This window comes from Marininema halotolerans (assembly GCF_900116235.1).
In the GTDB taxonomy this organism is placed as follows: Bacteria; Bacillota; Bacilli; order Thermoactinomycetales; family DSM-45169; genus Marininema; species Marininema halotolerans.
In genome coordinates this window covers 86,809-107,035 of sequence record NZ_FPAA01000007.1, presented here as the reverse complement: position 1 = coordinate 107,035, position 20,227 = coordinate 86,809, and the positions used below count along the sequence as shown (strand labels likewise).

Sequence of the window (20,227 nt, the reverse complement as noted above, 5' to 3'; positions counted from 1 at the left end):
TTAAATGGCGCATAAAAAATTAAACCAGTTAAAGACATTTTGTATAAGAAATCCACACTAAATATCACACCAATCAACAATAACAAAGAGAATAAAATATCTGCAGTTTTTACTATTTTTATCATTGAATACTGTCACCCACTATATAAAGTAATTTTCAAATAAATATTTAGAATCCTTATCCTCAAACCTATAATGGTGATATGCATACCATTCAATCAGAGGTACTAACAAAACCACACCAATTACTCTATATATCGATATTTTCAATTGATCTGCTAACCACCCTTTGTACTCATTTTTTATGCTGGATTGAGATCCTTCCTCTAGCACTCATTAACACGCACTCATTAACACGCTACTAGGTATTTTTTTATATTTCGGTGTACGAGTAATAATTCAACTGTATCCTTCAATTTAACCTCTCAGAATTGCCCCCCCTAATCATTAATTCGCACGGTTGTTCATTTTTAGTGTCGCTTTTCAACCCGAAAAATAAATATAAATATTTTGACATTAATGATCTTACTACGAACTGTTAAGGTTAAGTCTCTTTCCCGACACACTCAATCAATTGCTTAAGGTATAAAATTCAAATTATGGTTCCAAAGATATATTAATTATAAATATAAATATATATATCAATATTAATATATTTATAAATTTATAAATTGAAAGCGTCCTTTCTGTGGCTTTAATAATCAAATAATCACTCGAACTCTCATTATTGATTATTTTTTTGTATTTATTTACTTTTATTAAACAAAATATTATTGCAGAACCAAATAAAAAAGTAATAAATTTATAAACATACATTAAAATTAGGTTATTGAACATTTTATTACCATTCCTTTATAATTAATTAATAAAGTAAACCTACTATCTACGAAAAGTTAAAGTAATAGAGATTTAATATAGATAAATAGTTGTAATATAATTGTAAATATTTAAGAATGGGAACTTGTCCACAACACTTGACTTCTGCGAAGTCTTAAGCAGAGACACCTATATGCCACACTCTATTACTCTTCGCACTATCACTTAAAATGATTAGGAAATCATCGATTGATAGGGACGAAAAAATAAACTAAATCACAATCACCCAAAACACCAACCATTTTTCTTTTTGTATCCTAAGCGTGGATCTAGGTAATAGTCGGTTGCATTTAATATCATCTGCCCTATGCTTATGCCCGCTACCACTAGAGCAGCATTAATAATAAATAGCGCCCCACGTTCAGATTTAGAATTTACTATAGCTTTATTTATATAGTACTTTATTTTTTCGCCAAAGTACATTTATAATTATTTGTTAAAACATGAATAACAGCTATTGAAGCTTCTCTAGACCCAAAAGTATTTACAAGTATGGCCAAATCAATAACTATACCCAACCACTTTCTAGATATTCTAAAATGCCCATTGGGATCTGTTTACATCAGGATTGTTTTCCGTGTAGACATATTTATTCATACTTAGTATATCTTTCTCAGTACCCTCAAACGTATCCCTCGTCAAAAACCGTCCCATCTCAGAATTATAGTAACGGCTCTGTAAATAATACAGCCCCGTCACATCATCATACTGATATCCAGCATAACGATAGGGATTTTCTATATCCCCAGTCTTCTTTACGAGTTTCCCAAAGGCATCATATGCAAAGGTCGCTACTTCTTCACCATTGGTATCAGTAAGCGCTGTTACATCGCCTCGGTAGTTGGTCTGGTAGAAGTAGGTCTTCCCATCCCGGTTCATGCTGACCAGTTCCCCATTAGCACCATAGGTATAGCTTGCTACGACCTTGCCATCCTTGTCGGTCTCGTAGGTAACATTGTTATCCTTATCGTAATGAAAGATCAAAGTCCCTGATTCAGTCGTCATGGACTTGCGTATACCATCTGCCCGATACGTATAGCTAGCGAGGGTTTTATCCCCTCCTTTACAGCAGTCAGTCGGTTCTCTGCATCGTAAGAGTAAGTACGCTTTCCATCATTGATCAGGTTCCTATTTTTATCATCATAGGTATACTAATTAACAGTAATCACCATTACATATCAATGGATAACTCCTTCTTTGTCTCCCAAACACAGATTAATCAACATATATATCATACATATTTATAAATATTATTATACTATTTTTTGTTTTTTAAGAAGCTGAAAAAATATAAAGATAAACAAAAGTGAGGAAGCATTAAAATACTTAAAAGAATACCATTATATGAAAATAGTCCTCGGAATGAATTTTTTAGATAAACCCACAATCCAAAATCCCATATAAACCTCGGGTTGTTAAAATCCAAACATATACCAAAACCCCATGCCAAGAAATATATGCTAAGAATAATCCACAGACCCACTACAATATATTTTAAATTAATTTTTAAATACTTTTTTTCTTTAATTAAATAAATGATAATTATTAAAACGGAAGAAAATATTAAAATAAAATCCAACCAAATACCAAATAGAAAAATACAAATTAACCCTAATATAATTATTAAAAAACCGGAAAATATATTATTTATATTTTTCATACGAATTTACCTCCGATAAATTAAATCTATAATATTTTTCATAAGTGTTTTTTGGGGAATCCGTGATTTGTACCACGTTTTCATATTGGTTGTGCATATATACCGTCCTTGAGGTTCTTCACGGTCGTGATTTAAATTAACGCATCGTAAAAATAAGTGTCGACAGCATTCTTTTTCTCCCCATCCAAGGTAAGAAGCTGAGAGAAGTGGCTAACGCGATCCTGATCATACTCTACTGAACGTTTATTTCTATTGGGATCTTGCATCGACGTGATGATATCAGATGCATCAAACCCATAGGTCGACATCGCCAGTTCTTTTCCCCGTAGTATCCTTTTTGGTAACGGTTGTTAAATTACCTTCGTAATCATACCCGTACTCAGCCGTGCGTTTCGCAGAAACGGTGGCAGTGGCTACTCGGTGATCGTAGTTGGCGTACATCGGCATACTAAATTGACGTGACATTATTTTTCTGTTATTTATATAATAATTAACCTGAATAAACTTTTAAATTTAAATAAATGAGAAAAACAATACCTAAGGCAATTAGGAATACCTTAGTTACATACCATGGTAAGAGAGCCAATAATAGTACAATAAATTCCCCTATTGGATCACCTACATCCATTATTTCAGAACCCTTATGATATTTAAATCCGCAATATATAAAGACAACCCCCACTATTGTTAAAAAAACATGAATAAGAAAATAAACCACGTGTAATAACCCCCGAACATTATTATCCGAATAGGGCACCCCCATTTATAAAAGTCCCCTTTTTTTAGCTACTTTTCTGGAACGGAAAACCAGATGTCAGTCAAATATTAATTAAATAATCAATTATGGCATACAGACCAAATAAAATTAATATAGTTTCTATTGTAAAAACAGTCCATTGTAAACATTCACTCGTTTTTTTTCTTGTTCAACACAAAACCTTAAAACTATATTTTCTTCTTTATCATATATAGAAAAGGGTTTTCCAGTTTCTTTTAATTCTATAAAATCATCAATCAATTCATTATATTTTTTCTTTGTAGATTTAACAATAATATTATCATCTTTTATTTCTAAATTAATTTCACTCATCAAAAAAACATCTCCTTAATTAAATGATAAATTTTGATAATACCAATTATACTAATAGGAAATACTAACATACTCATTATAGATAGATACCCCATCCTTTCGTCTTTATTCAATAGAATAAATTCTATTATTTTTTCACTTTCATTATTCGATATTACAATTGAAATTTTTTTATTAGTAGAGTCTATTTCGATAATTCCGTCTATTATATCATCCACTTCTTTTATTTTTAAACAAATATCCACTTCTTTTCGCTCTATTTTTTGCATTAAAACCACCTATTCCTTAAATGAATAATTAATCGATATAGTATAAAAAAGAGAGAGAAAGTTATCATAAGTTTTGCGTTTTGTTTATAAAAATAATAAAAGTCCCCGTATGGAAATAATTTCAATCCCATATTACTTAGTAAATCAAAAAAAACACACTCCACAAAAGGTAATATTAAAAACATTATCATTACTAAAATTATATTCAAAAGTAATTCTTTTCTTTTCATGTTATCAAATTCCTTTTTATTATTTTAGCAGCCTAGTGTATATTTAACCTAGGCTGCTATTTTTTGTATATATTATTTCCTGAACTTTTTAAGTACACGCCAGCGCTTTTTAATCTCAGTTTTTAATCGAGATTTTAATGTCTTAATTGCTTTATAATACTTTTTCCTGTGGGAGAATGTTTTCTTTATGGTTGGCCAAAAAACTTTTTTCCCCCATCTTATAACCTTGATAGTTTGAAAAACAGCTCCACCTAATTCTATTGCAAAATTTTTAGCAACCGTTTTACAAAATTTCCATTTTGGCCACTTCCAAAACTTCCAACCGTAATCCCAAAGAAATTCAGCAGCAGCTTCACCAATAGCGATAAGAAGTCCAGTAACTATCCATGCAGGTATAAAATGTCCAGTAGGATCGTCATAAGCTATTGGATTATTACTTACATAAGAGTATTTATTTAGACTTAAAGGATCTTTTTCCTCACCTACAAAGGTATCCCTCGTCAAAAACCTGCCCATCTCCGGGTTATAGTACCGACTCTGCAAATAGTAGAGCGCCGTCACTTCATCATAGCGATAACCTGCATACCGATAAGGGTTGTCCACATCTCCGGTCTCTTTTACAAGATTCCCGAAGGCATCATACTCATAGGTAGCTACTTCTGTTCCTGTGGAATCCGTTAGCGCCGTTACATCCCCACGGTAGTTGGTATGGTAGTAGTACGCCTTCCCATCCCGGGTCATGCTGACCAATTCACCATTGGCTCCATAGGTATAGCTCGCTACGACCTTACCATCCTTGTCTGTCTCATAGGTGACATTGTTATCCTCATCATAGTGGAAACCAATGTTCCAGAGTCGGTTGTCATCGACTTACGCATGCCGTCTGCCCGGTACGTATAACTAGCGAGGGTCTTAGCTCCTTCCTTCACTGCAGTCAGTCGGTTCTCTGCATCGTAAGTGTAGGTGCGCTTTCCATCATCGATCAGGTTCCCATTCTTATCATAGGTATAGTCCTTACCATTCACCTGGGTCATCTGGTCAGCATCGTCATAGGTATAGTTCGTGGTAGTGCTGTTTCCATCCTTGGTCACCGTTTTCGTTAGACGATTGCCAGTGGCATCGTATTATAGCTGATGACGGTGCCGTCTTCGTTCTTACGGCTTGCGATGCAATCATTTTCATCATAGTCATAGCATTCATTAACCATGGTCTTAAAACTGTGGTTCTGTAACTACTAAAAGGTGCTAATCATTATCCCTTAAGACGTTTTTTTCCTTTTTATTAAATCTAGTATCTCATTTATAATTTCTTCATCTCGTTCGTTTATCAGTGCCGACTCTAGTTTATTTATAATTATTTCATCATCCACATCTTCTATCTGTCCTAAATAATCGACAGCTGACATACGCACAGCTGAATCGATATGGCTTAAAAATAAAAAAATATTCGATAACATACTTCTATCTCCCAAGCAAAATAATCCGTAATTCATCCTTAATCGAGCGTGATCAGAAACTTCACATTCTGCTTTTTTTCTTAGTCCATTTATACTTGAATGCGCACCTAATTTCCCTAATGAAGCACCTGCGTATCCTCGAACATCTGAGTTAGAATCGCTTAAAGCACAGATCAAATGTTCAACAACACCGGAGTTCCCTATTGCTGTAAACCCCAAACACTGTGCAGCATAAATCCTCACCATTTCTTCTGCGTCTTTAAGCCCTTTAATTCCTGCTTCAACTACATCGTTACCTTCAAAATTTATTAATGAACAAAACGAATAGTATCTTATTTTCATGTTGCTACTTTGCGTGCACTTCAATAACATTTTTTTAGCGTTATTGTAATAACTAAAATAAGCGAGAGAATCAATCACTGCTAGTTTAATATCCAATAATTCTACGTTATATAGTTTTACTAATTTATCTAGATTCATTTTGGTCACATGATCACTCATATGATCGATATCATTACATATATCATCAATAAACTTATAGACCATTTCTTCCGACTTCACATCTGCCTCTTCTTCATTAAAAGGCTGATCATTTATCCATTGTTCGTAATGAACAATTTCGTGCGCGAAAACTTGTAAATAAGAATAAATCTCCATTCCTTCTTCACAGTCAAAATCTATATTTTGAAAATCCCCTGTAGCAATTTTAATATAAGGCTCTTCATTTTTATCATCGGGTGCGAAAAATAATCCAACTACTTTTTCCCCTTTTTTATTAATGATAAATTCTTCCTTATATAAATAAGCCACTACTCTAATTGGAAAAGATCGTTTTTTCCTTAACCATACTGCAAACAATTGAAGAGGTACTTTAAATTGATCCTGAACACCGTAACTTCTTGTATATAATCCTATTCTCCTATATTGCATAAAAATATTACCTCCTTATAGTTAAGAGGTATAGTTCTTGACTATACCTCTATTAAAAATAAAATCAAAGTATCTATCTTTTTCTTCGATGACTTCTCGATGGAGTATGTTTTTTCATTTCTCTATTTGGTTTTTTGTTACTTCTCGATTTGAAATCTTTGTTTTTCCGTTTTTTTTCATTCACTTCTCTACCTTGTTTTTTTCTATTAGCCCTGCCAACAGGTCCTCTTTTAGTATACAGATAGTATGCTCCATAACCTAGTAATGCGGCCACTGAAACTAGCATCGCAACTTCCCCAATACCAGGTATGAAATATACTGCAACCGCTGCATAATGTCCATCTGGATCCATATACATTACTGGATTTCCAAAGGAATAGGTATATTGATTCATACTTAATGGATCATTTTCAAATCCCTTAAACGTATCTCTAGTCAAAAATCGTCCAGCCTCAGCACTATAGTACCGACTCTGCAAATAATAGAGTCCCGTTACCTCATCATACCGATACCCTGCATAACGATAAGGGTTCTCTACATCCCCAGTCTTCTTTACTAGATTCCCAAAGGTATCATACTCATAGGAGGCTACTTCTTCGCCATTGGAATCAGTTAAGGCTGTTACATCCCCGCGATAGTTAGTCTCGTAGTAGTACGCCTTCCCATCCCGGGTCATGCTGACCAATTCACCATTGGCTCCATAGGTATAGCTCGCTACGACCTTACCATCCTTGTCTGTCTCATAGGTGACATTGTTATCCTCATCATAGTGGAAAACCAATGTTCCAGAGTCGGTTGTCATCGACTTACGCATGCCGTCTGCCCGGTACGTATAACTAGCGAGGGTCTTAGCTCCTTCCTTCACTGCAGTCAGTCGGTTCTCTGCATCGTAAGTGTAGGTGCGCTTTCCATCATCGATCAGGTTCCCATTCTTATCATAGGTGTAGTCCTTACCATTCACCTGAGTCATCTGGTCCGCATCGTCATAGGTATAGTTCGTGGTGGTGCTGTTTCCATCCTTGGTCACCGTTTTCGTGAGACGGTTACCTGTGGCATCGTAGGTATAGCTGGTGACGGTACCGTCAGGAAGGGTTTCTTTCGTTAGTTGCTCCAAAGCATCATAGGCATAGGATGTCGTGCCCTGGGAGCTCTTCACCTGGGTGATGTTGCCTTTGGCATCGTAGGTGTAGGTGAGGGAATCTCGCTCTTCACCATCGGTACCTAAGATCACCTGCTGGGTCAAGTCACCTGCCCCGTTATAGTGATAAAGGCTGACGGTACCGTCTTCATTCTTACGGCTTGCGATGCGATCATTTTCATCATAGGTATAGCGAGCGCGATTCTTTCCATCTTCCTTCACCTGGGTGAGTTGATCATTAGCATCGTAACCATAGCCCTGGGTGATGGAAGTGCTACCAGCAGTCAGTTTCCGCTCCGTGACATTGCCGTTTTTATCATAGGTGTAGTCCGTTTGGTTGTTGTTTAGCTCCGTCACCGTTGTCAATTTATTGTCTGCATCATAGGTGAAGGTTGTGGATTCATTCTTCGCTTCATCGGTTTCCTTGGTGATATTGCCATTGGCATCATAGCCAAAGGAGTACTTCTTCGCGCCATTGTAGGAGACCGAAGAGGGGCGATCCACCGCATCATAACTGGTGGAGACAGTATCGCCATTGGGCTGGGTCATCTTCGTCTGATTGCCATTGAGATCATAGGCGAAGAGAACGGACTTACCAAGGGCATCGGTGATCTTGCTCACCTGATCCATCTCATTGTAGGTCGTAGTGGTTTCTTTCCCGCGGGCATTGGTCACCTTCGTTTTGTTGCCATTGGCATCATAGGTGTAACTGGTTTCCTTGCCTTTGGCATCGGTGACCTTGGTGAGACGGTTTAAGCCATCATAGGCAAACCCGGTGGTATCGCTTCCTTGTTTTTCACTCGTCACGTTGCCTACTGCATCGTAGGTCGATTCCGAGGTTCGTCCTTCTGGGTCGGTGCTCTTCGTCTCATAATTCCCTTTGTCGTCATACTGATAAGTGGTCGTCACCGAACCTGGGAATACCTTTGCCGTGTCAAACCAAGCGGTTCCTGCTTGCTTACTATACTCGTAGTAGACGATGACCTTATCAAAGTCCTTCGTCGTCTTAATCTGCTCTGCTTGATGCTGCCAATCGTGGGACTTGGACTTATCAAAGTTGAGGGCGAAGGTTTCTTGTTTACTGGATCCAAGCAACCCGTCTTTGTAAGTCTCGATTACGTATCCGTAAATACCACCATTCGGATCAGGGTTGCTCACTTTGGAGAAGCCCGATACGGTCAAGGTAGTGCCTGCTTTCCCTTGGATCGGGAGATCTTGGCGCAAGGTCTTCCATTTACTTGCATTCCCTGTCAACTTAACAGACGTACTTCCCTCATGTTGTTGTGTGGAGTCTAAACCATCAGCAGATTCAATGTCCCCTGCTAGATACCAGCGGTCTGGAATATCATCCACCGGGTCGTCATTTCGTTCTAACCCGCCGTTTTCAATCAGGTTATAGGCTCCGTAATACCCTTCTTCCACTTGGAGGCCGTCAAAACGATAGGTTCCTTCTCGCTTCCCATCGTTATCAAAGGCATAGGCCCGGATACGAAATTCCGTCGTAGTGGAAGGAAATGCTCCAGGTTCCACCACTGCATGGGGGCGGGTCGGTCCTTGTGTCCCTGATATTTCATTGGACTTAATCCGAAGCGTGATTTTGCCATCTTTATCATAGCCGGTGGCCTGAATACCGGCAATCCCTTTGGCATCCTTCGTCTCGACGTAGCCACTGGCAATATACGTTTGTTTCGCATCATAGGGGATTTTTTCACTTATACCAATGATCGTGTCTTCCTTGGGATCCACGATTTCCATCTTCTTCTTCCCAAGGGTGACTCCTTCGACAGATAGACCTGTGTCCGACCAGCTTACTGGCTTATCCCCGCTATCGGTAGTCTGGTACCAGCCATCTGGCCAACCACTATCACTTTTATCAAGCTCAAAACTACCATTAGGGGCTAGGTTCTGACCTGGGCTCATCATCGCGGTTTCCTTGGTCAGGTTGCCATCGCTATCGTATTTTTGTGCAGAAGATTTTTCCAATGCATCCGTTGTCGATGTAGGGTTGTTATCCTCATCGTACTCGGTGGTGGTCGTATTCCCCTTGGCATCGGTTTCTTTAATCGGGTTGTTGTTGTCATCGTATTCCGTCGTGCTCTTCTCCCCTAGGGGATTGGTGACACTGGTCAAGTTGCCATTCTCATCGTAGGTGTAGTTGTAAGTCGCACTACTCCCCTTAGCATTGGCGTTGGCATCCTTCTCATTGATTAACTCATTCTGATCGTTGTAGGTAAAGCTTTGTTTTTGATTGAGTCCATTGGGATCCTGGGTGATTTGTACCACGTTTCCATATTCGTTGTGCGTATATACCGTAGGCGTTCCCTTGGGATTCTTCACCGTCGTAATTTTATTTAACGCATCGTAGGAATAGGTGTTGGTCGCTTCCTTTTTCTCACCATCCACGGTAAGGGGCTGAGAAAATTGGCTGACGCGATCCTGACTATCATACTCTACGGAGCGTTTATTTCCATTGGGATCTTGCATCGATGTCATGTTATGAGATGCATCATACCCATAGGTGGTCTTCACCAGTTCTTTCCCTGCAGCATCCTTTTTGGTAACGGTTGTTAAGTTACCATCACTATCATATCCGTATTCGGTGGTACGTTTGGCCGGATCGCTGGCTTTGACTACTCGGTGATCACTGTTGTAAGTGAGACCGATGGTTCTGCCGGAAGCATCAGTGATGGTTGTCGGTGTACCATCGGTATACTGAATTGACATGACGTTCTTATTGGAATCTGTTATTTTAACAAGGTGACCCGTTGAGTCAAACTGTAGGACAGTATCATCGGGAGTGGTTAAGTTGTAATCGCTACCACTTTTTTCGAGATCATAGTTCAGCCCAGGTGGTGAGACATAGGACCCGTCTGATTTCAGGGCAAAAACATGGACGGTTCCATCCCCATCGGTATAGCGGATCGGTCCATCTCCACTATCGGTCAAGCGTTGCTCAAGGTTACTGGTCCAACCATAACCAAAGATACCCGCTTGATTGGCGCGGCTATTGTACGAACGACTGATTTCTCCTGCAACGCCCCGCCCAGGAACATTAATGTCCGTCTCGGGTACGAAGAAGTTTCCATTGTAGGTATTTACATTGGAAGCCGTTGTGGTCCAGAACGCTTCTTGACCCAGTGGTTCAATATTATATTGCACGGTAAGCTTCGGCAATTTCGTTAGATCGTTCGTGTAGTCACTGGAGAAGTAGGATTTGCGATTCTCCGACTCCGTTTTATGGCGTAAGGAGACCCCTTCGTTGGCCGTCTGCCCACTGTACCATTCCTTGGTTAAGGAAGTCAGGTCAAAATCGTACCATCCAGCTCCCTTGATCGTTTGGCTAGTCAGTAACTTTCCAATAGCCGGTTGGCTCTCCCAAGTAAAGGGTGAAGGCCAGGTTCCGGTCACAGGATACACATTCTCGATCGCCGCTGTGGTGTCTGCATTCGTTTCATACAAACTTAATTTTGCAGAAGAAATGGAGGCTCCACTGAGGAGGGACTCGAGGTGAAATTTAAGAAATGCCCGGCTTGTCCCATGATCGGGGTTATTTCCAACCGTGAGATAGGTGAGCGCCCCATAGGAGGTCGTCGGTTCTTTTGTGCCAACAAAGGTATCCTTAGTGGGTGCGGCACCTTCCATGACGATGGAGGGGTCAACCGATACCGGATAAGCACGCTCCGGATCCTTCAACCACTTTTCATCGAGCTGTAAATCGAGATACGTGATATCTCCTTCCTGACGAATCTCGTATTGCACATCCCCCGAGTAGCGTAGGTCTTTATCGATCATATAAGGGCGTGGAATCGAAAAGGTGGTTTTTCCTTTCGCATCCACAAAATTGATTGAGCCATCCTTTTGTTTTTTCGCCTCAACACCATGGGTATCCATTTTCATAGATAAGGTGTTTTGTTCTGGGGACTTATGTAGCACCCATTCTTCCTTTACCCCGGTACTGCCTGTGTGATAGACGAGATCCGTATCCGGATAGACACCCACATAGGTCACTTCGTTTTCTTGTTTGGTAGCAGTCACAGAACGACCATCCACCACTCCAAAACGAACGAAAGCATCATCTAATTGAAAACGGACAAGATGACCCGCTTGGCTATTATCCGCAAAGCCTACACGGTATTCATTTGCTTTGTTTTCCAACCGCAGGCTAGATTCCATCGCTTCACTTGTCTTGACGGTTTCGACATTGTTGTCGATTTCTTTCCATTGACCCTTTTCTTGATAATGAATCGGTTCAAGGTATTCTTCGACTTCGTAGCTATTATCGCCTTTCACGTAAGTACGAGAGTTCTCAGTGCGAAGATCCACAATCTCTTCTTTATGGGCGATCTTTTCATCGAGCTCTTTTTGAGCAGCATATGCCTCTTGATAGTCGGGTAGTAACGTTGCTCCACACATGGAGATAATGACGATAATACTCACCCATGAAAGTTTCTTTACCCAATGAGATTTCATACTTTTCCCCTTTAATTATTATTTTCAGTTTATAAACAACAAACCAACCCTCTATTGATTTTGATTGTTCAGCCCCCTATTTTACAGGTGCTCCAGCACCTCATTTTTGTCCCTCTAATTGTTTATTCGTACGACTGTCCATTTTTAGTGCCACTTTTAAAGAAGAATTAAAAATAAAATTATTCTTATAATAAATCGATCTCCAAAACACCGAAGAAAAATAATGGGACTAATAAGGTAAATGGATAGGTCACGCACCATTTACCTTTTTATTACAGCCATGAGATGATTCACTGCATTCTTCGCGTAGTGATTTTCACTGTTGATTAATTTTCTATTTTTACCATCAATATGATTTCGTTATTGAAGGACTAAACCCACCTAATTCCTTCTACAACAGGGACGATACACAACCAATTTAAGCTTTGAAACAGACGATTAGTTGTTGGTAGATAAAATTTTTTCCGAAAGTTATCCAAAAACGTGCAATTATGATTTATAATAAATAAATCTCAAGGGGCATGATTTTATTTCAAACACAAATCACCTAGACGAAAGGACATAACAAATGATTTCTGGAGTAACAAAAAAAGGTCTAATTATTTTCTTTAGTACGCTGGCTCTGTTGTTCATATTAACCCTACCGATTTTCCCTTCATCCTTAGCAAGACCCGCTACCATTAAAGTGATGGCAGATAACGTGCATCAAAAAGCCATTAAGGATTACTCCAAGGGGAAATTACGTAATGTTACGTTGAAAAAAGAGGATGGCAAAAGCATTATCGAAGTAAAGAATCCAGCTTCCTCTTCTACTTATACCTCTCCCACCATTCAATCGGATATCCCATTTACTGATGTGGGCATTCATTGGAAGGATGGAAGAAAGAAAGTGCTTCCCAACAGTGAACCACAAGAATCCGCCCAATTTTTCATACGCACTTCGAAGGATCAGACTCAATGGACGGCTTGGCAACCGGTAGAAGTCGATTCATCTGAATCTCCCGACCACGTACAAAGCAATGAGGTATTTGGCAATCTCATCTATGCTGATCATGACAAGTACTTACAATATAAAGTTGCATTTTCTGGAGAAACAAAGGAAGCGCAATTCCACGATGTTAGCGTCACTTTTCTTAACTCTGAAGATGGAAAACAAGTAGCGGCAAAAGAAAAGACATCCTTTGCATCTCTCCTTTATACAAAAGCAAATGCCGCCATCAATCGCCCTAATATTGTTAGCCGCTCCCAATGGAAAGCGGATGAAGAACTTCGTTATGTAAAGGATTCGCAAACAGGAGAAAAGAGAGAAGATTGGCCCCGCCAATATATCCCTAAGATGACTCACCTTGCGATTCACCATACGGATACACCGAATAGTGATCCTGATCCAGCAGCGCGAGTTCGTTCGATCTATTACTACCATGCAAAAACCAAGGGCTGGGGTGATATCGCATACAATGCGATTATCGGTAGTGATGGGAAAATATACGAAGGCCGAAAAGGAAAAGACGGGGAAGTTCTGACTACTGGAGTGGTAGGCGGGCATACCTACTCTTTTAATCACACAACCTTCGGTGTCGCAGTAATGGGAGACTATCAAAATAAATCCCTACCTAGCAAAATGCGTTCTTCATTAATTGACCTACTCGCCTATGAAGCCGATATCCATGGGATTGATCCCTTAGGTAAAACCAATGTCGTCCGCAATTATGAATACAATGATCCAAATGTCCCCAAGGTAGACACGAACGTTCCAAACCTACAAGGACATAAAGATTTTCCTCGTACATCGACCAGTTGCCCTGGTGGAAAACTTCATGCGGATCTTGGGAACATTCGACACGATGTAAAAGATGCACTGGATGAAGACACCCATGTACGCATCATCGATAATAACGACCGTAAATATACTTTCTATGTTGGAACATGGCCAAACTCCACTTCAATAAAAGGCTATTATAAGAAGAACTATCAACCCAACGGAAAAGGAACCGGTAAAGCTCGCTTTACATGGAAGTTCAATCCTTCAGAGACTGGCGTCTATAAAGTATCGATTCGATATACCTCCGCCTCTGACCGCGCCTCCAATGCGCCTTATACCGTGACCTACGCAGATGGAAAGTACACCAAATCCATCAATCAAAAGAAATCCGGTGGAAAGTGGATCGAACTAGGTACGTTTAACTTCGCCAAAGGAAAACAGGGCACTGTTCAATTGACGGATAAAGCCAATGGCTACGTGATCGCAGACGCCGTCCGATTCGAGTATCTTCCTAGCGCGATCATCAGTGATAACGCCCACTCCAGTAGCCAATCCAAAGGCAAATGGGTATTTTCTAGCAATGTGAAAAATTACTATGGTACCAACTATCAATATAATGGTAAAGGGACTGGATTAGCGACATTCACCTGGAACTTTAACATTGCTGAGAGTGGCAATTATAAAGTATATGCTCGCTACCAATCCTATAAGGACCGTGGGACAAACTCGCCCTATCGCATTGATTACGAGGGTGGGTCCAAAATAAAAGAAGTCAATCAACGAATTAACGGGGGAAAATGGGTATACCTCGGAACCTACCCCTATACAGGTGGGAAGGACTATAAAGTTACCCTCTCTGATAAAGCTAATGGATTTGTCATAGCGGATGCCATTCGCTTGATCAAGAAGTAAAACAGCAGTTGAATCGTAAACAAGAAGAACCTTTTGGTTAACCAAAAGGTACTTTCTCCACATTATCGAGGTATCCATTAATGGATACCTTTTTTATATTAGCTACCCACCGTCCGTCCTTCACTTTATCATGTGTTTTATTGTACTTATGGTTATAGCAGTTGAAGGTTGGCTGCAACACCCGCATTTTGTGAGGGCCATAAAGGTGCAGAAGGTCTACGACTTCGTTGAGTGGCCCCCGTGCGAGATATTTGGTTCACTTGAAAAGCACTTCTACCTTTAAATAGCACATAGTCATCTCGTCGAGTATACATCGGAAATACATTGAGTAGATTATCACGATTGCCATAGGTCGCGCCTGACCCTACTCCTTTTACGTTCCATGCGTCGGTATAGCCTGCATTTAACAGCCTCTGATAGGTTCTTTCCTTCGTAATTGCATCACTGTTGAAGTCACCAATGAGAAGTACGGGGAGGTTCGTATTGGACAGAGCTCGAATCAGTTCATTTACTTGGGCGAGTCGAATAGCAGGAGAATAGAAATCTAAATGGGCAGTTGCAAATTTGAATTTTCTACCATATGCATTAACGTCTACGATGGAATATCCCAAGGTATTTGGGAAGGGATTTCCACCAACAACGGTAACCAAGTTAACTCTAAAATTACGATTTTGGACATTGGAAAAGGAAAGGGGACTATTTCTATTCGCAAGAATGACGGTTCGATCCCTGAGGCTTACGGTGTAATTGGTCGACGAAGGGGCTGTTCCGAAAAAATTCCGGCCGATGGATACTACTTGATAGTCTAACCCTTGTTTCCGAAGGGCTCGTTGAATCAGAGTTAAAAAGTTATAAGTGACACTGGGCGCTTGTGATCCAGGAGGAGCTAGTAACCTTACAATCTCTACTGCCTGAAAAGCAAGTAAGTCTGGACGTACTCTTTTCACTTCAGCAGCAATGCCATTCACACGGGCAAATATATTGGTTGCTAAAAACTGTTCAACTACTTGTGTTACACGGGGAGGTAATTCTGCTGCAGTCGTCCCAAACAGAGGGAGCGGGGAAGCCCCAAGATACATATTCTGCGTCATTACCGTAAGCATACGCTTGCCACTCATAATAGTCATCCAACCCTTCATGCATTTATTAGCAAGAGGCACTATTCATATGGTTTTGTCTGTGAATAATATAGATTCATAACATTAATAAATCGATATTCTATTTTAATAGCAGGAGTAATTCTATTTCCAAAAACATCATATGCATAGAAAGAAGAAGGTGACTGGGATATTGATCCTCTAGGCAGCCTGTTTTTACACTTAGCGATTGATAACTGCCGACGTTTGGGGCAATAAGTCCTCGGAATAAATTCTTCGACAGACAAACGGATTCGTAAACAAAGAGAAAGCCCCTTTTGGTTAACCAAAAGGGGCTTTCTCCCTACTTTTTGAGACATAATTCTACGTTTTCGCTGGATCTTCTCCCTCTGCACGTTTCTCTTCCGTCCACCTCTCAAGGTCTTCTTTCGTTACACCTAAGAGCAACCGAATTGCGCTACCTTTGAATTTCTTTTTACGCTCGGCATTTTCATGTTGATATTTTATAAAGATTTGTCGGTATATTATTTTTGCAACTGCGTTGATAATTGCAACTGCTAGAGTCGCCTCCAATATTAAAATTAGATCAAAGGAATTTACTTTAATAATAAATTCTAAAATAAAATAAAAAATCATCATTGTAATAAAATAACCAAATGAGTCTTTAATAATGTGCCTCATACTGATATCACCTCAATTTATTGACATAGGTATTTAAAGTAAGATCAAGTAACGCATTCATACTTCCAACAATCAACGTGGCTCCGAGTGTTAAGGTCACTCCTGTTATTAAATAATTAGACACAAAAAACGTGACAAATACTGATAACAGTATACCGAATGCCAAATTAATACTAAATAAATAATTTTTTTGTTTAATAAAATATAAAATCAATTTCTTCGCGGAATCATATAATAAATCTGTAGCCAATGACACAACAATCGACAGTAATATAACCTGGCTACAACTTGATATGATTACTGCGTCAGGTGCAATGTAATGGAGACCTATTAATACTGCTGTCAAATAAGTTGGTACTATAGCCAAGACGACTATCACAGAAGCACTACATAAGAAGGCGACAATTACATCGATACAGAGATCCGATTTTTGTTTGCTCTTTTTATCTACAAAATTTATGAGAATATAGAAGAATGAAAGGATAAGGGTAGCACTAATCAAAATGATCCACCAGGGACTGCCCATCAGTCATCACTACCTCGGAGAAAAATTGTTAAGAGGAGAACCATTGATACATTCTTCTCTCTTTGCTACAAACCGCTTACGGTTTAACAATGGGAATTTATTATATCTGAATGTTACAAATCACACCTAATACGATGTTACAATTAGTCAATGTTATCTTTTTTTATTTATAAAAATTATTATAATAAAAATAATAACACTTACTATACCAGTCGTTCCATAAATAACATATTCTGATTTTGGAGGTGTTAAGTGAAATCGATTAATTAAAAAGGCGTTGAATAAAATAAGCGATGGATAAATCATTATACATACCCACATAAGAAATTTCAGTTGTTTATCTTTGTTTTTTTGCATCCACTATTCACCTCTATGAATCTATTATACGAGTCATCTACAACTCCCTTTCCAACCTACTTTTCTTCGTCCCTTTTATCTGTATCTTCAGATTTGATTAGTACCCAAAAAAACGATATCCATCTTTCTGGAATTAATTTATTTATAAAATATGCAGTTAACTTATTATATTCAACAACAATTAAAAAGTAGAATGCATACAAAGTACACAATAAAACAATTAAACCAATTATTGCTAATACAATTTCACCATGATAAAAATGAACCACTATTTCTTTAGCAAGATTTATAGCAAACATACATTCAATTATACCTAGGACGGTTATCTTAAGAAGCAAATCTCTATTGAAAAATTCTAACCAAAACATAAAAACCAAAAACCCTATCAATATAGCCATCACACTCAGGATCGCTATAACAGTCAACGTAGTATCAGTCACCCTTATCCACTCCGATATTGAATGATATCCATAGGCAAATGTTAAATAGACAACTTTCTCATCTTCTACGCCTCACAACATTCCCTCTTTAAGCCCCTCAATTAATAATTCGGAGAGTCCTCCTTTTTTGTGACCACTTTTCCTTCTGAAACGATGACACTTACTATGTAAAAACTACCAAAAACCCAGGAAGTGATTTTCCTGGGTTTTTGATCGGATACTTCGTTGTATCCTACTTCGTTCAGTTTTGCTTTTTGGCTACTTTAACAGGGAGAGTGACAATAAACGTACTGCCTTTTCCCCAATCACTTTCCACAGCAATATTTCCTTGGTGATGTCGAATGATTTCGCGGACAATCGCCAGCCCGATCCCGCTTCCCCCCTGGGATCGATCACGGGATGGATCGGTCTTAAAGAAGCGCTGAAAGACATTGGGTAGGTCCTCTTTTCGAATGCCTGGGCCGGTATCTTCAATCTGGATTTGCGCTTGCCCTTTCACTTCTTGAAGTCGAATACGAATAGCTCCTTCTAGTGGTGTAAACTTAATCGCATTGGACAACAAATTTGTCCACACCTGGGCCAATTGGTCGCGATCGGCATCAATATGCAATGGGGCGAGATCCAGGTCCATCGTCAAACGCTTTTGCGCCCATAAAGGCTCCATATTGACTAGCACTTCCCGTAGTTGTTCATCCAAAGCATAATGGGTGGGACGGAAAGGGTGGCGATCCGACTCTAAGGATGCCAGTTGCAAGAGATCTCGGCTTAATCGGGATAAGCGCTCGCTTTCCTTCTCAATAATCGCCAAGTAATTTCTTCGCTCGGATCGTGGCATTTCTTCTTCCTGTAAAGCTTTAGAAAACCCTCGAATGGATGTCAATGGAGATTGAAACTCATGGGATACATTGGATACAAAGCGACGACGCATTTCCTCAATTTGTTCCAACTCCCGCGCCATATCGTTAAAGCTTGTAGCAAGGGTGCCCAACTCATCTCTGCGATCATTCATTTGTAGCCGGACGCTAAAATCCCCCTTTGCGAGTCGCCTTGTCGCCCGCGTCATCACTTGAAGGGGCTTTACCAAATAGCGCGAAGCAATCAGCACCAAGGGCACACCGATGATCAGTACCATGATGAGAATGATCGCCATCATACGATTAAAGTCTTTTCGTGGGCCACCAATGTTGGGACGGATAAACAGAGCGTACCGCTTTTGCCCTTCGACAAAAGGGATGCCAACGGTTCGCTCTTCAAGAGGAATCTTACTATCCGGTTCTGTAAAACCACGGTATACGTCACCAGCCAGTACATGATCGATGGTATCCGGCCGGATATCCACTGGCTGGCTATCTTTGCGCCCAGGATAGCGGCGCATCAAACCCTCTTTTGTATAGACATACAGATCATAATCCTTTAGCCGTGCCACCGTTGCTAAATAACGATTAAAATTACCCGTTTCTGCTTGATTATATAACTCGAAAATACCGTGGGAATCTTTAATGACCTGTCTTTCCATCTGCTTTTCTATTCGCTCTTCATTCCACCATTTCGAGAGGATCGACGTTGCTAAAAGACTGATCACCACAACACTCAAAAATAGAGCGACGACTCTGGCATAGATACTATTCATTCACCCTTCGCCTCAAGTCGGTAACCTAACCCTCGTACCGTTGAAATCCATATATCCTCTGTCCGTCCCTCTAATCGTTGCCGCAATCGCTTAATATGCACATCCACCGTTCGATCATATCCTTCGTAATCCAGCCCCCAGATCTGTTCAATCAATTGGGCACGCGTAAAGATCTGTCCAGGATATCCTCCTAGTTTAAATAACAACTCAAATTCCTTCAGAGGAAGTTGAATGACCTCCCCTTTTACCCTAATCTCATTTCGTTCTCCATCAATGATCGTGTCACCAAAAACAACCTGTTGCGAGGTCGCCACCCGATAACGTTTCAGTAGCGCCTTCACCCGCAAAACCAATTCGGTTGGATCAAAGGGTTTTACCACATAATCATCCGTTCCCAGTTGGAATCCCTTCACCCGATCCTCCGCCTCTCCCTTTGCTGTAATCATCAGGATCGGCATGTCCCCACGGGATCGTATTTCTTTACAAAGTTCCCATCCATCCATTTCCGGCATCATGATATCAATGACAGCCAGGTCCATATGATCTTTATCCATGACCACTAAGGCTTCTTCTCCATTGGCTACATCCCTTACCTCATAGCCTTCCTTTTTCATATATAAAACGACCAACTGTCGAATATGGGCATCATCATCTGCAACTAAGATCCTAGCCATCCAATCCCTCCCTCGCGAATCAGTCAACC

At 39.8% G+C, this 20,227-nt stretch carries 15 protein-coding genes and 1 pseudogene; 1 reads left to right on the top strand and 15 read right to left on the bottom strand.

Annotated elements, in window-relative coordinates:
* Positions 1–1,410: 1,410 nt before the first annotated feature.
* The 10 genes and pseudogenes from CHX35_RS10460 to CHX35_RS10415 form a co-directional block, all read right to left on the bottom strand.
* A complete protein-coding gene (locus CHX35_RS10460) occupies positions 1,411–1,881 on the bottom strand; it encodes an RHS repeat-associated core domain-containing protein (protein WP_091837261.1) in 471 nt (156 codons plus the stop codon).
* Positions 1,882–2,134: 253 nt separating this feature from the next.
* Positions 2,135–2,536 carry a hypothetical protein gene (locus CHX35_RS10455; protein WP_091837259.1) on the bottom strand — a complete coding sequence of 134 codons (402 nt, stop codon included), beginning with the start codon at positions 2,534–2,536 and terminating at the stop codon, positions 2,135–2,137.
* Positions 2,537–2,667: 131 nt separating this feature from the next.
* Positions 2,668–2,844, bottom strand: coding sequence for a hypothetical protein (locus CHX35_RS17570; RefSeq protein ID WP_176392023.1), 177 nt, complete (start codon positions 2,842–2,844; stop codon positions 2,668–2,670).
* Positions 2,825–3,001 carry a hypothetical protein gene (locus CHX35_RS17565; protein ID WP_176392022.1) on the bottom strand — a complete coding sequence of 59 codons (177 nt, stop codon included), beginning with the start codon at positions 2,999–3,001 and terminating at the stop codon, positions 2,825–2,827. The genes CHX35_RS17570 and CHX35_RS17565 overlap by 20 nt, the downstream gene beginning before the upstream one ends.
* A 412-nt stretch (positions 3,002–3,413) precedes the next feature.
* Complete coding sequence (locus CHX35_RS10445) at positions 3,414–3,626, bottom strand: hypothetical protein (protein ID WP_091837256.1); 213 nt, start codon at positions 3,624–3,626, stop codon at positions 3,414–3,416.
* Positions 3,626–3,895 carry a hypothetical protein gene (locus tag CHX35_RS10440; RefSeq protein WP_091837255.1) on the bottom strand — a complete coding sequence of 90 codons (270 nt, stop codon included), beginning with the start codon at positions 3,893–3,895 and terminating at the stop codon, positions 3,626–3,628. The genes CHX35_RS10445 and CHX35_RS10440 overlap by 1 nt, the downstream gene beginning before the upstream one ends.
* A 302-nt stretch (positions 3,896–4,197) precedes the next feature.
* Positions 4,198–4,971 carry an RHS repeat-associated core domain-containing protein gene (locus tag CHX35_RS10430; protein ID WP_483869404.1) on the bottom strand — a complete coding sequence of 258 codons (774 nt, stop codon included), beginning with the start codon at positions 4,969–4,971 and terminating at the stop codon, positions 4,198–4,200.
* Positions 4,905–5,237, bottom strand: a pseudogene (locus CHX35_RS10425) (hypothetical protein); the annotation flags it as partial. The gene CHX35_RS10430 and the pseudogene CHX35_RS10425, both read right to left, overlap by 67 nt.
* A gap of 146 nt (positions 5,238–5,383) precedes the next feature.
* A complete protein-coding gene (locus tag CHX35_RS10420) occupies positions 5,384–6,511 on the bottom strand; it encodes a HEAT repeat domain-containing protein (protein WP_091837248.1) in 1,128 nt (375 codons plus the stop codon).
* Between the two features lie 73 nt (positions 6,512–6,584).
* Complete coding sequence (locus CHX35_RS10415) at positions 6,585–12,119, bottom strand: DNRLRE domain-containing protein (protein ID WP_091837246.1); 5,535 nt, start codon at positions 12,117–12,119, stop codon at positions 6,585–6,587.
* Positions 12,120–12,687: 568 nt separating this feature from the next.
* Between CHX35_RS10415 and CHX35_RS10410 the strand changes: the two genes are divergently transcribed.
* The gene (locus tag CHX35_RS10410; protein WP_091837244.1) at positions 12,688–14,793 is read left to right on the top strand and encodes a golvesin C-terminal-like domain-containing protein; all 2,106 of its coding nucleotides are present in this window, start codon (positions 12,688–12,690) and stop codon (positions 14,791–14,793) included.
* Positions 14,794–14,945: 152 nt separating this feature from the next.
* On the opposite strand, the gene CHX35_RS10405 is transcribed toward CHX35_RS10410, so the two are convergent.
* The 5 genes from CHX35_RS10405 to CHX35_RS10375 all read right to left on the bottom strand — a co-directional run bounded on the left by CHX35_RS10405 (position 14,946) and on the right by CHX35_RS10375 (position 20,198).
* Entirely contained in the window at positions 14,946–15,911 is a 966-nt protein-coding gene (locus CHX35_RS10405) for an endonuclease/exonuclease/phosphatase family protein (protein WP_091837243.1), read from the bottom strand.
* Between the two features lie 342 nt (positions 15,912–16,253).
* A complete protein-coding gene (locus CHX35_RS10400; RefSeq protein WP_091837241.1) occupies positions 16,254–16,571 on the bottom strand; it encodes a hypothetical protein in 318 nt (105 codons plus the stop codon).
* 939 nt (positions 16,572–17,510) lie between these two features.
* On the bottom strand, positions 17,511–17,894 hold the full coding sequence (locus CHX35_RS10385) for a hypothetical protein (RefSeq protein WP_091837236.1): 384 nt from the start codon (positions 17,892–17,894) through the stop codon (positions 17,511–17,513).
* A gap of 241 nt (positions 17,895–18,135) precedes the next feature.
* A complete protein-coding gene (locus tag CHX35_RS10380) occupies positions 18,136–19,524 on the bottom strand; it encodes a sensor histidine kinase (RefSeq protein WP_091837234.1) in 1,389 nt (462 codons plus the stop codon).
* Positions 19,521–20,198, bottom strand: a complete 678-nt coding sequence (locus tag CHX35_RS10375; protein WP_091837232.1) for a response regulator transcription factor — start codon at positions 20,196–20,198, stop codon at positions 19,521–19,523. Before CHX35_RS10375 ends, CHX35_RS10380 begins: the two co-directional genes overlap by 4 nt.
* Positions 20,199–20,227 lie beyond the last annotated feature (29 nt).

What these genes read in the sequence shown, in the direction of transcription:
- CHX35_RS10460 (WP_091837261.1), bottom strand. Translation starts at nt 1,881, where the DNA reads ATGACGACTGAATCAGGGACTTTGATCTTTCATTACGATAAGGATAAC.
- CHX35_RS10455 (WP_091837259.1), bottom strand. Translation starts at nt 2,536, where the DNA reads ATGAAAAATATAAATAATATATTTTCCGGTTTTTTAATAATTATATTA.
- CHX35_RS17570 (WP_176392023.1), bottom strand. Translation starts at nt 2,844, where the DNA reads ATGTCGACCTATGGGTTTGATGCATCTGATATCATCACGTCGATGCAA.
- CHX35_RS17565 (WP_176392022.1), bottom strand. Translation starts at nt 3,001, where the DNA reads ATGTCACGTCAATTTAGTATGCCGATGTACGCCAACTACGATCACCGA.
- CHX35_RS10445 (WP_091837256.1), bottom strand. Translation starts at nt 3,626, where the DNA reads ATGAGTGAAATTAATTTAGAAATAAAAGATGATAATATTATTGTTAAA.
- CHX35_RS10440 (WP_091837255.1), bottom strand. Translation starts at nt 3,895, where the DNA reads ATGCAAAAAATAGAGCGAAAAGAAGTGGATATTTGTTTAAAAATAAAA.
- CHX35_RS10420 (WP_091837248.1), bottom strand. Translation starts at nt 6,511, where the DNA reads ATGCAATATAGGAGAATAGGATTATATACAAGAAGTTACGGTGTTCAG.
- CHX35_RS10415 (WP_091837246.1), bottom strand. Translation starts at nt 12,119, where the DNA reads ATGAAATCTCATTGGGTAAAGAAACTTTCATGGGTGAGTATTATCGTC.
- CHX35_RS10410 (WP_091837244.1), top strand. Translation starts at nt 12,688, where the DNA reads ATGATTTCTGGAGTAACAAAAAAAGGTCTAATTATTTTCTTTAGTACG.
- CHX35_RS10405 (WP_091837243.1), bottom strand. Translation starts at nt 15,911, where the DNA reads ATGAGTGGCAAGCGTATGCTTACGGTAATGACGCAGAATATGTATCTT.
- CHX35_RS10400 (WP_091837241.1), bottom strand. Translation starts at nt 16,571, where the DNA reads ATGAGGCACATTATTAAAGACTCATTTGGTTATTTTATTACAATGATG.
- CHX35_RS10380 (WP_091837234.1), bottom strand. Translation starts at nt 19,524, where the DNA reads ATGAATAGTATCTATGCCAGAGTCGTCGCTCTATTTTTGAGTGTTGTG.
- CHX35_RS10375 (WP_091837232.1), bottom strand. Translation starts at nt 20,198, where the DNA reads ATGGCTAGGATCTTAGTTGCAGATGATGATGCCCATATTCGACAGTTG.